The sequence below is a fragment of the Nonomuraea recticatena genome, assembly GCF_039533245.1.
Classification (GTDB): Bacteria; Actinomycetota; Actinomycetes; order Streptosporangiales; family Streptosporangiaceae; genus Nonomuraea; species Nonomuraea roseola.
Genome location: NZ_BAAATE010000003.1, coordinates 355649 through 368779, shown reverse-complemented (window position 1 = coordinate 368779; position 13131 = coordinate 355649). Strand labels below are relative to the sequence as shown.

Below are 13131 nucleotides of genomic sequence, written 5' to 3'. Positions count from 1 at the left end.
AAGAATGGCGCCGGCGATCGGGGCGATCACCGCCGCCTACCGCGCCCCGCCACGTTTCAGCCCTGCCTAAAACGTTTGGCCGGGGCGTCGCCAGCTGATGGAGTCTCTCCTCATGAGCACACAACGTGACCGAGCACTGCTGTTCCGTTCGCTGCACGTCCCCGGGCGGCCGCTGCTGCTCGCCAACGCATGGGACGCCGCCAGCGCCATGGTCGTCGCCGCCGCCGGCGCGTCCGCCGTCGCCACGACCAGCGCGGGCGTCGCCTGGAGCCTCGGCTCGCCCGACGGCGACCGCCTGGGGGCCGCCGCCGCCCGCGACCTGGTCGCCAGGGTCGTCGCGGGCGTCACCGTGCCGGTCAGCGCCGACATCGAGGGCGGCTACGCGCAGGACGCCGAGGGGGTCGGGCGGACCGTGCGGGAGGTGCTGGCCGCCGGCGCCGTGGGCGTCAGCCTGGAGGACGCCGACCGCCCCGGCGCCGCCCCGCTGCGCACGATCGAGGAGCAGGCCGCACGGCTGGCCGCCGCCCGCGCCGCCGCCGACGAGGCCGGGATCCCGATGTTCCTCAACGCCCGCGTCGACACCTACCTCGGCGGGAGCGCCGACCTCGGTGAGACGCTGGAGCGCGCGACCGCCTACGTCGAGGCCGGAGCGGACGGCGTGTTCGTGCCCGGCCTGCTCGATCTTCCCGCCCTCGCGACCCTGGCGGACAAGGTCGGCGCGCCCCTCAACGTGCTCGCCGGCTTCGGCGCGCCTGACGTGGCGACGCTCGCCGCCCAGGGGGTGGCCAGGATCAGCCTCGGCTCAGCCGTCGCCGAGGCCGCCTACGGCGTCGCCAGGCGCGCGACCGAGGAGCTCCTCCGCTCCGGCACCTACACCGCGCTGGACGGCGCCGTCCCCTACCCGGAGCTCAACGCCCTCCTGGACGCGCGCGGCTGAGCCGCCACGGCCGGTCCTTCGAGCGCCTCCCTCGACATTCGGAGGGTACATAACGGACAATAGGGATGGTTGGAAGGGCTGCCCACCGCGTGACGCTGTTCCCGGATAGTGCCGGGACGGGAGGATTATGGAGAGCAGCTACCGGTCTCCTCTGCGTGTCGATCTCCTGGGCGGCTTCCGGCTCCAGGCAGGGGACGACCAGGTCACCCTGCCAAGTGGTTCGGAACGCCTCCTGGCGTTCGTCGCCCTGTGCCGCCAGAGCGTTCCCAGGAACCTCATCGCGGGAACCCTCTGGCCCGAGGCGTCGGAGCGGCGCGCGTACGCGAGCCTGCGATCGGCGCTGGCCCGCCTGAACGGGGCGGGGCGGCGCATGCTCGACGTCGGTGTGACCGAGATCCGGCTCTCGCCCGACACCGACGTGGACATCGATCACGCCCGCTCCCTGGCGTTGCGGATCCTCGACCGCACCGCGCCGACCCCTGACGAGGACCTGAGCCCCTCGGCCGTCTCCGTGCTGTCGTCGGGATTGCTGCCTGGCTGGTACGACGACTGGGTCCTCGCCACGGCGGAGGAGTGGCACGAGCAACGCCTGCACGCTTTGGAGGCGCTGGCCGCCGACTTCGTCAGGGCCCGCCGCCACGCCGACGCCGTCGCGGCCGCGAGCGCCGCCCTGCACGCCGAGCCGCTGCGCGAGAGCGCCTGCGCCGCGCTCATCCAGGCGCACCTCGCCGAAGGCAACCAGGTCGAGGCGCTGCGCCACTTCACACGCTACGCACAGCGCCTTCAGTGCGAGCTCGGGCTGCGGCCGACGCCACGGCTGCGCGAGCTGGTGGCGCAGCTCCAGCCCGCCGGCGGGTGAGGACGCCGGTCACGCCGGCGTCACGCGATCATGGCGGCCGCGTGACAGTCCGTTTCCGATGATGGCAGGGAACGTCGGAGCGCGAGCTCGCCGGCCGACCATCGCCACGGGCCGCCCCGGCAGAAGAAAGGAGAAGGGAATGCCTGGCACTCGACGTCTGCTGGTCGGCTCAGCACTCCTCACCGCTCTCGCCTTCGGACCGGTCGCTGCCGTGCAGGCGAGCACGGTGACCCAGGGCGCGGCGGGCTTCGGCACCACGGCCATCGCCCAGGCCGGATCGGAGACCACGACCGTCACGACGGCCCTGCCGCCGAAGCCCAAGAAGAAGAAGCAGTACAACAAGGGCTACAGCGCGGGGTTCACCGACGGAAGGGCCGACTGCAAGGCCAAGAAGCCCCACGACCTGAACGTCCACGGAAGCGGCGCCTGGTGGAACGGGTTCCGTGACGGCTACAACTCCGGCTTCCACAGCTGCAAGTAGGAGCCGGGGATTCTCCGGCCCCCGCGCCACAACCAGCCCGGCGTGACGTGCCTGGCCGGTGACCGGGCGGCCGGCACGACGAGAGCCCACGCCTCGCCCCCGGGTGGGCTCTTCGTCCGCTCCGCCCCCTCCGCCACGGCGGTCGAAACAGCGACCGGCGTGGTGGACGAGGGTCAGCGGCCCCGCTCGCGCGGGGTGACCAGGCCGGCCTCGTATGCGGCGATCACCGCCTGAGCCCTGTCACGGACTCCGAGCTTGGCGAAGACGTCGCTCACGCGGTTCTTCACCGTCGAGACCGAGAGACCGACCTCCTCGGCGATCTGCCCGTTGGACAGTCCGCGCGCGATGAGTTCGAGCACCTGCCTCTCGCGCTCGTTCAGCCCGGACAGCTCGGCGGGGACCTCGACCACACGGGGGCGGGTCGGGCGGACGAAGGTGCCGATCAGGCCGAGCAGCAGCCGGGGCGCCACCGTCGCCTCGCCCCTGTGCACGATCCTGATGCCCTCGATCAGCTCCTCGGGCGAGGCGTCCTTGGGCAGGAAGCCCGACGCGCCGGCCCTCAGCGCCGCCACCACGTGTTCCTCCAGGTCGAACGTGCTCAGCGCCAGCACCCTGACCTGCGGCAGCTCGGCGACGATCCGCTCCGTGGCGGCCACGCCGTCCATGCCGGGCAGGTGGAGGTCCATCAGCACCACGTCGGGGCGCAGGGCGTGGCTCTGCCGTACCGCGTCGAGCCCGTCGACGGCCTCGCCCACGGCGGTCAGTCCGTCCTCGGTCTCGAGCAGCAGGCGCAGCCCCGCCCTGACCAGCGCGTGGTCGTCCACGAGCAGTACCTTGATCACGTCTTCTCCTGCAGGGGGATCCGGGCGTGCACCACGAAGCCTCCCGCGGGCGAGGGGCCGGCGCGCAACCGGCCTCCGCACAGCGACACCCGTTCGGCCATCCCCGCGAGGCCGAGCCCCACGCCGCCGCTCTGGCGCGCCTGGCCGTCGTCGGCGACCTCCACTTCGACCAGGCCTGGCAGGTAGGTCAGCCGTACGCGGGAGCTGGCGCCCACCGCGTGCTTGCGCGTGTTGGTGAGCGCCTCCTGGACGATCCGGTAGACGGCGTGGTCCACGGTCGTCGGCAGCTCGACCGCCTCGCCGGTGACCTCCAGCGCCGCGTTGCCCGACTCCTCGACCAGCGCCGGCAGCCTCGCCACCCCGACGCCCGCCTGGTTCTCCACCGACTCGCCGTCGGTGCGCAGCACGTCGAGCAGGTGACGCATCTCGGTCATCGCCCTGCGCGCCGTCTCCTCCCCTGTGAGCAGGGCCCGCTGGGCGCGCTCCCCGTCGATCGGGATCGTCCTCCTGGCCACGCCCATGTAGAGGCCGACCACGCTGACGTGGTGGGCGATCACGTCGTGCAGTTCGCGCGCGATGCGCCGGCGCTCCTCGCGTACCGCGTGCTCGGCCGCCCGCTGCTCCCTTCGCACGGTCAGCTCCTTCCGCAGCCGGACGAGGTGCCCTGCCGCCACGGGCATCGCGGGCGACAGCGCCAGGGGCAGCGTCATCGACAGAGGCGCCCCCATGACCACCCCGTTGAGCGCCAGGCTGACCACCACGGCCGTCGCCGCCACGGCGAAGGAGGTGAGCGCCGGGGTGTGGCGGCCCGCGCTGTAGAGCGCGATCATCATGGCGCTGACCGGCGCGTCGTACCGGGGCGGCTGGGCGCCCACCACATAGAGCACGCCGACCAGCACGGCCACGACGACCGGGTAGCGGCGGCGCAGGAGCATCAGCCCCGCCCCGCCCACCGCGATCAGCACGACCCTGACGCTGAGACCTGATGAGACCGAGCCGAGCTCCGCCGCCAGCACCACCACGGCGAGCGCGGCGTCCCCCGCCCATGGACGGCTCACCCACCTGCGAAAGTCCGCGACCGACATGCCCCCACCCTGCATCACACCGAGCGGAGAGCGTACGGCCTGCGCCGATCATCATTGATCTTCGGTGTTCGGTACTTATCCTTGCCGAAGCCAGGAAACCACGACTTCATGGTGCACATTGGATACACCCTGATGTCCGAGCAGACTCCCCCCCGGCAGCTCGTGGACTACGCCGTCACCGCCGAGCAACTCGGCTTCGACTTCGCGGTGATCTCCGACCACTACTTCCCCTGGATCGAGGAGATGGGGCACTCGCCCTACGCGTGGTCGGTGCTCGGCGCGGTCGCGCACGCGACGCAGCGGATCCCGCTCATGACGTACGTCACCTGCCCGATCATGCGTTACCACCCTGCCGTGGTCGCGCAGAAGGCCGCCACGATGGGGGCGCTGAGCGGCGGCCGCTTCACGCTCGGCCTGGGCGCGGGTGAGAACCTGAACGAGCACGTGATCGGTGAGGGCTGGCCGCCCGCCGACACGCGGCACGAGATGTTCCGCGAGGCGATCGAGATCATCAAGGAGCTGTTCGGCGGGGACTACGTCACCTACCACGGCGAGTACTTCAACGTCGACTCCGCCAAGCTCTACGACCGGCCCGACGAGCAGGTCCCGATCGGCATCGCGGCCTCCGGCGGGCGCTCGGCCGCGATCGCCGCCGAACTCGGCGACCTGCTGGTGGTCAACGAGCCGATGCCCGAGGTGGTCCAGCAGTTCAACGCCGCGGGCGGTACGGGCAAGCCGGTCTACGGCCAGCTGCCCATCGCCTACGACACCGACGCCGACGCCGCCAAGGAGCGCGCCCACCGGCTGTGGCGCTGGTCGGGCGTGGGCGGGTGGAAGGTCATGGCGGAGCTGCCGGGCCCGGTGAACTTCGCGGCCGCGGCGAGCGCGGTACGGCCCGAGGACGTGGCCGAGAGCGTGCCCTGCGGGGACGACGTCGACACCGTCGTCCAGGCGGTGCGGAAGTTCGCCGACGCCGGGTACACGCATGTGGCGCTGGTGCAGATCGGAGCCGACCAGCAGCAGCCGTTCTTCGACTGGGCGAAGGGCTCGCTGCTTCCCGCGCTCAGGGAGATCTAGCCGCGCCTTAGGCCTGTCACGTCGGTGGATCAGTGGATAGCGTCCGGTTCATGGCCGACTTTGAGCGCTACCCGTTCGTACCCGGTCCACGGGGAGTCCCTGCGCAGACGTACGCCGAGCGGCGGGCCAAGGAGCCCCTCGGCAAGGTGCTGCTGCCCAGCGGGGACACGGCGTACCTCACCACGACCCACGAGGACGCCGTGGCCGTGTTGAGCGACCCGCGGTTCAGCCGCGACCTCAGCCGCCCCGGCGCGCCCCGGATGTTTCCCGGGTTCACCATCGCCGACTCCCCCGGGACCCTCACCAGCATGGACCCGCCCGACCACACCCGGCTGCGCAGGCTGCTGTCGGGGGTGTTCACGCCGCGTGTGGTCAACGGCTGGCGGCCCAGGCTGCGCGAGCTCACCACCGAGCTCATCGAGGGGCTTGAGGAGGAGTTCGAGTTCCTGCACGACTTCGCCTTCCCCCTGCCCATCCAGGTCATCTGCGACGTCATGGGCGTGCCGGGAATCGACTCCGTACGGGTTCGGGCCTGGTCGGACGCGATGCTGTCCACCTCCAGCCTGTCGGAGGAGGACAAGCTCACCGCGGCCATGGAGTTCTACGCCTACATGGCCGAGGTGATCGCCGAGCATCGGGAGGATCCGGGGGACGGCCTGCTGGCCGCGATGATCCACGCCCGCGACGGCGAGGACCGGCTGAACGAGGACGAGCTCGTGCGCAACGCGCTGGGACTGTTCCTCGCGGGGCACGAGACGACCGGATCGGTGCTGGGCAGGGCGGTGCTCAGGCTGCTCGACCCCCGCGACGGCTACGCCCGCCTGGCCGCCAGGCCCGAGCTGGTGCCCGGCGCGGTGGAGGAGCTGCTCAGGATGGAGCAGCCCGGCGACAGCCCGCTGCTCAGGGTGGCCACCGAGGACGTCGAGCTGCCTTCGGGCACGGTACGGAAGGGCGAGGGAGTGATCGCCTCCTTCGCGGGAGCCAACTTCGACCCCTCGGTCTTCCCCGACCCGCACACCATGGACCTGCGGCGCGAGACGGCCCAGCACCTCGCCTTCGGCCGCGGCCCGCACTACTGCCTGGGCGCGAACCTGGCGCGCATGGAGCTGCAGGAGATCCTCGGCGTCCTCGTCCGGCGGCTGCCCGGTCTCACGCTCGCGGGAGCGGCCGAGGAGGTGCGGTGGACGTCGGGCAGCATCATCATCCGCCCCGCTCGCCTGCCGGTGCGCAAGCGCTGACGCCCGCTACGTGACGCGCGTCAGCCCCGGGGCGCAAGGGGATGAGCCGGTCGGCGGAGACCGGCCGCCCCTCGTGCACCAGCAGGTCGGCGGAGCGCCCTGACCTTCGCCTCGGAGATCCTGACCGCATTCCCCTCGGCGTCCCACACCGTCAGTGGACCGAGCACCCCGAACCGCATGCGAGAACCGTACACACCGCGTGGTGGCGGGCCTTCAGCGCTCGCTCCTGTGGGCGAACGTCAGCCGGTAGGCGCCCACCAGCGCCGCGATGATGACGAGGTCGAAGACCATCTGCACGGTGACGAGGGCGCGGGCCAGCTGGCCGACGGCGTGCACGTCTCCGAATCCGACCGTGGCGATGGTCGCGACCGTGAAGTACAGCGCGTCGGTGCGGGTGTGCAGGTCCGCGAACTGGTCGCCGTCGATCCCTGCGACCGCGTAGTAGCTCAGGGCGAAGAAGGAGGTCGCGGTGTACAGCAGGTACAGCAGCACCCCCAGCCGAGCCTGCCTGTCCCTGCGCGCCACGGCGAGGGTGTGGCGGGCGAACACCCAGACCAGGACGGCCACGCCCAGGAGGAAGAGAGCCACTCCCAGGCCGACCCTCGGAAGGTCGGACCCGTCGCCGATCGGGATCAGGTAGTAGAGCACGATCAGCCCGGTCACGAGCGCCCCGTGCTCCAGCACGACCATGAACTTCCGCCGCTGTGCCACCTCAAGGATCATGCCATCGGGTCGCGGCGATTCCCGTCAGACAGGCCGGTCCTCCACCACGCACACGTTCTCGTGGAGGTTCCAGCCACCGGCCTCGCTCTCGGCCAGCCGCCGGTAACCAGGGCACTGGGTGAAGTCGTCGGCCTGGCACTGCATGATGTGCTCGATCAGCGCCTTGGACGCCGTGATCTCGTGCAGCCGCCGCTCCAGCTCGGCGTGGTGCCGCTGGAGGATCTCCCTGCGCTCTCTCTGCCCGGGGACGCCGAGGACCTCCCTGATCTGCTCCAGGCTCATCCCCGCCGACTTGGCGCGCAGGATGGTCATGACCCTGACGAAGTGGTCGCTGGTGTACTGGCGGCGACCGCTCACCCTCGTGGCGGGGGTGAGCAGGCCCATGGACTCCCAGTGGCGCAGCACGTGCGGCGCGAGACCGAACCGCTCGGCCAGCTCCCCGATGCGCATGGAACCACTTGACTTCATGTTGACATTAACTTGCAGACTCACTCTCATGTCAAGCAACGCATGCCTGTTCGATGTCGCCATCGTCGGCGCGGGCCCCGCGGGGATGTCGGCGGCCCTGACCCTGGGCAGGGCCCACCGCACGACGCTTCTGATCGACGCGGGCGAGGGCCGCAACGCCCCCGCCGAGGCGGTCCACAACTTCCTCACCCGCGACGGGACCCCACCCGCCGAGCTGCGCGAACTCGGCCGCGCCGAGCTGGCGGCCTACCCGGGCGTCCAGGTGCGCGAGGAAGCCGTCACCGCCGTGGACCTCGCCGATCGGGACGGTTTCCGCCTGTCTCTGTCCGGCGGCGACACGGCCGTCGCGCGGCGGCTCCTGCTCGCCACCGGACTGGCCGACGAGCTGCCAGGCCCGCGCGGAGCCGGCCCGCTGTGGGGCCGCTCCGCCTTCCACTGCCCCTACTGCCACGGCTACGAGTGCACCGGCAAGGCCGTCGCGGTGATGGGATCCGAGCCACCCCGTGTACGGCTGGCGCTGCAGCTGAGCCGCTTCGCCTCCGACGTCGCGCTCTGCACGGACGGCGGAGCGCTCGATCCGGCCTCGCGCGCGACGCTCGAATCGAACGGCGTCACGGTGCGATGCGAGCCCGTCGCCCGGCTGGAGGCGACGGGCGACCGCCTCGAGCAGATCGTGTTCGAGAGCGGCCCGCCGCTGGACAGGGAGGCCGTCTTCGTCGTCAACGCGCCACGCCAGCGCTCAGGCCTGGCCGCCCGGCTGGGCTGCAGGGCCTTCTCCGACGGCTGCGTGGAGGTGAACGAGTTCGGCCAGACCAGCGTGCCGGGCGTCTACGCGGCAGGCGACATGGCGCGAAGGGCGACCGTGCCGATGCCGATGGCCGCCGTCGTCGCCGCCGCGGCGGGCGGCACCGTCGCTGCGGCGGTCATCGACCAGGACCTGCTCAGCGCCGACTTCGCCCTGCCCCACCCGTTCGCCAGGGCCGGGGGTTGAGCGCCGTGTCCGCGCAGTCCGTCCAGACCGCATCCGACGCCCCGGCCGGCGCGAGCCGGGTTCCGCTGGCCACGGCCGGGCTCCTGATCGGCATGCTGCTGTCGGTCCTGGACCAGACGGTCGTGGCCATCGCGCTGCCCGACATCGCCGCCGACCTGGGCGGCATGGACGCCATCGGCTGGATCGTGACCTCCTACGTGCTGGCCTCGACCACCACCGGCGCGCTCTACGGCCGCTTCAGCGACAGATTCGGACGGCGCGCCGTCTTCGTCACCGCGGTCGCCGTCTTCATCGCGGGCTCCGTGCTGTGCGGCCTGGCGCAGTCGACCCCCCAGCTGATCGCCGCCAGGACGCTGCAGGGCATCGGCGCGGGCGCGCTGTTCGTCCTGCCCACGATCGCGCTGTCCGAGCTCTACCCGCAGCGCCTGCGCGGCAGGGTGCAGGGCCTCACCGGCGGTGTCTTCGCCGTCGCCAGCGTGGGCGGGCCGCTGGCCGGCGGGGCGATCACCGACGCCGTGGGCTGGCGCTGGATCTTCTACATCAACCTGCCGCTCGGCCTGCTCAGCATCGCCATGGTCGCGTTCGCGCTGCGGCTGCCGAGGGCAGGAGGGGGCGGCAGGGTCGACGTCGCGGGGTCCGTGCTGCTCGTCGGGGCGACGGTGAGCCTGCTGCTGGTGGCCGAGTGGGGCGGTCGCGCCCACGCGTGGACCTCCGCCGTGATCCTCGGGCTGGTCGGCGCCTTCGCCGTCCTCCTGACGGCTTTCGTGTGGTGGGAGCGGCGGGCGGTCAACCCGCTGCTTCCGCCGAGGCTGTTCGCCGACCCCGCGCTGCGGATCGCCCTGCCCGCCACCGTGCTCCTCGGTGCGCTGCTCGGCGGCTCGGTCGTCTACCTGCCCACCTATCTGCAGGGCGCGTACGGCATGGGCGCCACGCAGGCGGGCCTCGCGCTCAACCCGTACGTCGTCACCTTCATGGCGGTGTCGTTCCTCGCCGGCGCCCGCGTCGGCAGGAGCGGCAGGTACAAGTCCTCGCTCGTCGCCGGCTCGCTCGTCGTGGTGCTGGGCTTCGCGCTGGTCAGCCAGATCGGACCGGGGACCGCCTACGCCGTGCTCGCCCTCGAACTCGGCGTGCTGGGCGTCGGGTTCGGGCTCCTGATGCAGAACCTGGTGGTCGTCGCGCAGAACGCCGCCTCGCCCGCCGATCTCGCGGCCGTCACCTCAGCCACGCTGTCGGTGCGCGGCCTCGGCATGTCGCTCGGGGTCGCGAGCTTCGGCAGCCTGCTGACCAGGGAGCTGCGGGGCAGCGGCGCCCAGACCGCCGAGGCGACGGCCGCCGCCGTCCCCGAGGTGCTCTTCTGGGGGGTGCCGGTGGCCGCCGCGCTGGTCGTCCTGCTCGCACTGCTGCCGCGCTCGGTCAACCGCTCGTCGATCTAGCGCCGCCCGCGTGACCTACGTCGCGGTGGAGGCAGAGACCGCCTCTCCGCCCTGGCGGCGGTACCGGCCCGGCGCGAGACCGTACTCGCGCTTGAAGGCGTTGGCGAAGGCGAACTCGGAGGTGTAGCCGACGCGCGTGGCCACCTCGCCGAGCTGGGCGTCGGACTCTCGCAGCATCCGCGCCGCGACGGCCAGGCGCCACCAGGTCAGGTAGGTGAGGGGCGGCTGGCCTGCCAGGGCGGTAAAGCGCTTGGAGAAGGCGGCCCGCGACAGGCGCGCCCGATCGGCGAGGGTCTGGACCGTCCAGGGCCGGGCGGGGTCCTGGTGGATGGCGTGCAGGGCGGCGTTGACCGCCGGGTCGGCCAGGGCGGCCGACCAGCCGGCGGCCTGGCTCCCCGCGGGCCGGTCGGCGAACCAGGCGCGCAGGATGTACACCAGCAGCATGTCCAGCAGGGCGAGCACGAGGGTGTCGGCGCCCAGGCCTGGACGGTCGACCTCGGCGCCGAGCAGGTCGACCGCCGCGCGCAGCTCGGGGTGCCGGCCGACCCTGGCGGGCAGGTGGATGACCTCGGGCAGGTCGCGCAGGAGAGGGTGGGCCCTGGCGGGGTCGAGTTGGTAGCCGCCGCACAGTGTCACCGTGACGGGCCCGCTCCGCCCGACGAGGTCGGAGACGAACAGCTCGGCGTCCTCCATCGGGTCGCAGGCGGGCTCGGCCAGCGACGCCGCAGGGCTGTCGGCCAGACCGTAGCCGTGGCCGTGAGGGAAGAACACCACGTCGCCCACGCCGAGCGCGACAGGGTCGCCGGTCGGCGGGATGAGCCAGCAGGACCCCTGCAGGACGACCTGGAATCCGGCCGATCCCGGCACCGAGGGGAAGCGCTGCCCCCACGGACCGTGCCAGGCGACCCTTGCCGAGCGGGGCCGCCCGGAGCGCATGATGGCGATCACATCGCTGAGCACATCCATGCGGCGACGCTAGCAGAAGACGATGACGTATGAATTCGCGACTGTGAAGCATTCGTCATCTTCATCCTCCCTCCTACATTTGAGGATCAGTTATCCGCCACTGAAGGAGGACCCCATGGCCGACATGGCCACCACCACCGGCAGCGCCCGACTCGGACGCCGCCGGTCACGATCCGTCGCGGTGGCGGGCGCCGTCCTGGCCACCAGCCTGCTCTGGCTCCTCGCCCTGGCCTTGGGCATCGACCTCACGGTCGATCAGCGCGACGGCCGGCCGCCCATGGTCGTCGGCCTGCCGATGGTGGCCGGCTTCACGCTGATCCTGTCGCTGCTCGGCTGGGGGGCGCTCGCCGTACTGGAACGCCGCGCGCCGCGTCGCGCCGGGCTCGTCTGGACGGTGCTGGCCCTCGCGGTCCTGGTGCTGTCCTTCGTGCCGATCCTCGGCGTCGGTGCCACGACGGGGGCCAAGGTCATGCTGTCCCTCATGCATCTGGCGGTCGCGGCCGTGCTCGTTCCCGTGCTGGGCCGCGGCGCGCGTGCGTCCTCGGCCACCCGGCATCGACCCTGACCTCCGCGTCAGCCGCCGCCGCTGCTCGCGGGCGGCTGCGAGCTCGCGTCTGACCCGCCGCCGCGCTGCCGGTCCCGGCGCCCGTTCACAACAGGCCCGCGTCGTCCTGCCGATGGCCGCGGGCGTCCTGCGCGTGGTCCGCAAGGAGGTGCGCTGACCCTCGGTCGTCAGGAGAAGATCGCGTGCAGCTGGTCGACCGCTTCGGGGCCGTAACCGACCGCTCCCACCGGTACGGCGCCGCCCACCGCCTCGATCAAGCGCGCCGTCCAGGTCGGGCCGAAGGCCCCGCACAGCTCCACGAGCTGGGCGCCGTCGGCGACCAGCTTGACGGCCGCCTCCACGAGCTGGTCGTGCCGTCCGATCCCGACCAGAACGGTCCTGCTGGCGCCGGTCTCGATGATCGAGACGTCGCGATCGGGGTCGCAGCCGTCGGCCATGTAGATGAATCCCCAGTGAGAAAGTGCCATGTCAGGCAACCTAGGCGGGGCCGTCATCCCCGTCCACGAGGTGTCTCCTCATGACCGTGAGGCGGCGCCTCACGTGCCAGGTGGGCGGCCAGATCACGGAGGCGGCCAGCGTGCTCCCGCGCGGGATCCCAGACCAGCGCGTGCCGGACCGACGGGCCGCCGGACAGCGGGAGCCACGTCAGCCCGTCGCCCTCGCGCATGTCCCACCGGGGGCGAAGAGCCACCAGAGCTCCCCCGTGCGACAGTTCGGCCGCGAGCAGGCCGTGCCTGGCGGCGCCCTCCCGCACCCGGACGGGCGGCCAGCCCGCCTGGCGACACGCGCTCAGCACCGCCTCGTGGTAGCCGGGAGCCAGCCGCCTGTCGAACCACAACAGCTCCTGGCCGTCCAGGTCGGCCCAGCTCGCGCGGGGCCGAGCCGCCAAGGGGTGGTCGCGGGACACGAGCACGCCCAGCCGCGCCTCGCTGACCAGCGCGGAGCCGAGCCCTGAGGTGTCGGCGGGAAGCACGAGCAACCCGCCGTCCAGCTCCCCCGCGCGCAGCGAGGTGAGCTGGCGCGCCACGGAGAGGTCACGCGCCTCCACGTTCGCGCCCCGCCACAACGCCCGCACCGCCCATGGCGGACTGCCGGGCGTCACACCGATGCGCAGCGCCCGCTCCTCGTCCGCGGCGTCGCGCACGGCGCGCTCGGCCGACTCCGCCGCCTCCAGCACCCCTGTGGCGTGGGCGAGCAGCGCTCTCCCCGCCGCCGTGAGCTCCATCCCTGCGGGTGTCCGCCGAAACAGCGCGGCGCCGAGCTCGCGCTCCAACGCGATGATCTGCGAGCTGAGCGAGGTCGCGCGGATGCCGAGCCACTCCGCCGCCCTGGTGAGGTTGGCCTCCTCGGCCACCGCGCGGAAGTACCGCAACCGCCGCAGCTCCATAGGGACATCCAAGTCGGTGGCTTTCGGGGACGCCGCCCTTATTCGGCCACAAACCCCACCTACGAGATGTCCGTAATAT

General features: G+C 72.2%; 15 protein-coding genes. 8 read left to right on the top strand and 7 right to left on the bottom strand.

Annotation, left to right across the window (positions count from 1 at the left end; genetic code table 11):
* The first annotated feature begins 112 nt into the window (after positions 1–112).
* The 3 genes from ABFX50_RS08080 (at position 113) to ABFX50_RS08070 (ending at position 2277) form a co-directional block, all read left to right on the top strand.
* Entirely contained in the window at positions 113–937 is an 825-nt protein-coding gene (locus ABFX50_RS08080) for an isocitrate lyase/PEP mutase family protein (RefSeq protein ID WP_346144618.1), read from the top strand.
* Positions 938–1064: 127 nt separating this feature from the next.
* Entirely contained in the window at positions 1065–1796 is a 732-nt protein-coding gene (locus ABFX50_RS08075) for an AfsR/SARP family transcriptional regulator (protein ID WP_346144616.1), read from the top strand.
* Between the two features lie 139 nt (positions 1797–1935).
* Positions 1936–2277 (top strand): hypothetical protein, encoded by a 342-nt coding sequence (locus tag ABFX50_RS08070; protein ID WP_346144615.1) that lies wholly within the window; start codon positions 1936–1938, stop codon positions 2275–2277.
* A gap of 173 nt (positions 2278–2450) precedes the next feature.
* On the opposite strand, the gene ABFX50_RS08065 is transcribed toward ABFX50_RS08070, so the two are convergent.
* Positions 2451–3119, bottom strand: a complete 669-nt coding sequence (locus tag ABFX50_RS08065; RefSeq protein WP_346144613.1) for a response regulator — start codon at positions 3117–3119, stop codon at positions 2451–2453.
* Positions 3116–4204, bottom strand: coding sequence for a sensor histidine kinase (locus ABFX50_RS08060; protein ID WP_346144611.1), 1089 nt, complete (start codon positions 4202–4204; stop codon positions 3116–3118). The genes ABFX50_RS08065 and ABFX50_RS08060 overlap by 4 nt, the downstream gene beginning before the upstream one ends.
* A gap of 108 nt (positions 4205–4312) precedes the next feature.
* On the opposite strand from ABFX50_RS08060, the gene ABFX50_RS08055 reads away from it, so the two are divergent.
* Together ABFX50_RS08055 and ABFX50_RS08050 are read left to right on the top strand one after the other, a co-directional pair.
* Positions 4313–5281, top strand: coding sequence for a TIGR03557 family F420-dependent LLM class oxidoreductase (locus ABFX50_RS08055; protein WP_346144610.1), 969 nt, complete (start codon positions 4313–4315; stop codon positions 5279–5281).
* 50 nt (positions 5282–5331) lie between these two features.
* Positions 5332–6519: a cytochrome P450 gene (locus ABFX50_RS08050; RefSeq protein WP_346144608.1), complete on the top strand. Its 1188-nt coding sequence runs from the start codon at positions 5332–5334 to the stop codon at positions 6517–6519.
* 213 nt (positions 6520–6732) lie between these two features.
* On the opposite strand, the gene ABFX50_RS08045 is transcribed toward ABFX50_RS08050, so the two are convergent.
* Together ABFX50_RS08045 and ABFX50_RS08040 are read right to left on the bottom strand one after the other, a co-directional pair.
* Positions 6733–7230 carry an ion channel gene (locus ABFX50_RS08045; RefSeq protein ID WP_346144606.1) on the bottom strand — a complete coding sequence of 166 codons (498 nt, stop codon included), beginning with the start codon at positions 7228–7230 and terminating at the stop codon, positions 6733–6735.
* A 36-nt stretch (positions 7231–7266) separates the two neighbouring features.
* Positions 7267–7692 carry a MerR family transcriptional regulator gene (locus ABFX50_RS08040; protein ID WP_183660531.1) on the bottom strand — a complete coding sequence of 142 codons (426 nt, stop codon included), beginning with the start codon at positions 7690–7692 and terminating at the stop codon, positions 7267–7269.
* A 46-nt stretch (positions 7693–7738) separates the two neighbouring features.
* On the opposite strand from ABFX50_RS08040, the gene ABFX50_RS08035 reads away from it, so the two are divergent.
* Positions 7739–8701, top strand: a complete 963-nt coding sequence (locus ABFX50_RS08035; protein ID WP_346144604.1) for an NAD(P)/FAD-dependent oxidoreductase — start codon at positions 7739–7741, stop codon at positions 8699–8701.
* Positions 8702–8706: 5 nt separating this feature from the next.
* Positions 8707–10134, top strand: coding sequence for an MDR family MFS transporter (locus ABFX50_RS08030; RefSeq protein ID WP_346144602.1), 1428 nt, complete (start codon positions 8707–8709; stop codon positions 10132–10134).
* A 15-nt stretch (positions 10135–10149) separates the two neighbouring features.
* Here ABFX50_RS08030 and ABFX50_RS08025 read toward each other — a convergent pair whose 3' ends face one another.
* On the bottom strand, positions 10150–11100 hold the full coding sequence (locus ABFX50_RS08025) for an AraC family transcriptional regulator (protein ID WP_346144600.1): 951 nt from the start codon (positions 11098–11100) through the stop codon (positions 10150–10152).
* 115 nt (positions 11101–11215) lie between these two features.
* On the opposite strand from ABFX50_RS08025, the gene ABFX50_RS08020 reads away from it, so the two are divergent.
* A complete protein-coding gene (locus tag ABFX50_RS08020) occupies positions 11216–11665 on the top strand; it encodes a DUF6069 family protein (RefSeq protein WP_346144598.1) in 450 nt (149 codons plus the stop codon).
* 167 nt (positions 11666–11832) lie between these two features.
* On the opposite strand, the gene ABFX50_RS08015 is transcribed toward ABFX50_RS08020, so the two are convergent.
* The gene (locus ABFX50_RS08015) at positions 11833–12132 is read right to left on the bottom strand and encodes a DUF6506 family protein (protein WP_346144596.1); all 300 of its coding nucleotides are present in this window, start codon (positions 12130–12132) and stop codon (positions 11833–11835) included.
* Positions 12133–12155: 23 nt separating this feature from the next.
* On the bottom strand, positions 12156–13052 hold the full coding sequence (locus ABFX50_RS08010; protein ID WP_346144594.1) for a LysR family transcriptional regulator: 897 nt from the start codon (positions 13050–13052) through the stop codon (positions 12156–12158).
* Positions 13053–13131 lie beyond the last annotated feature (79 nt).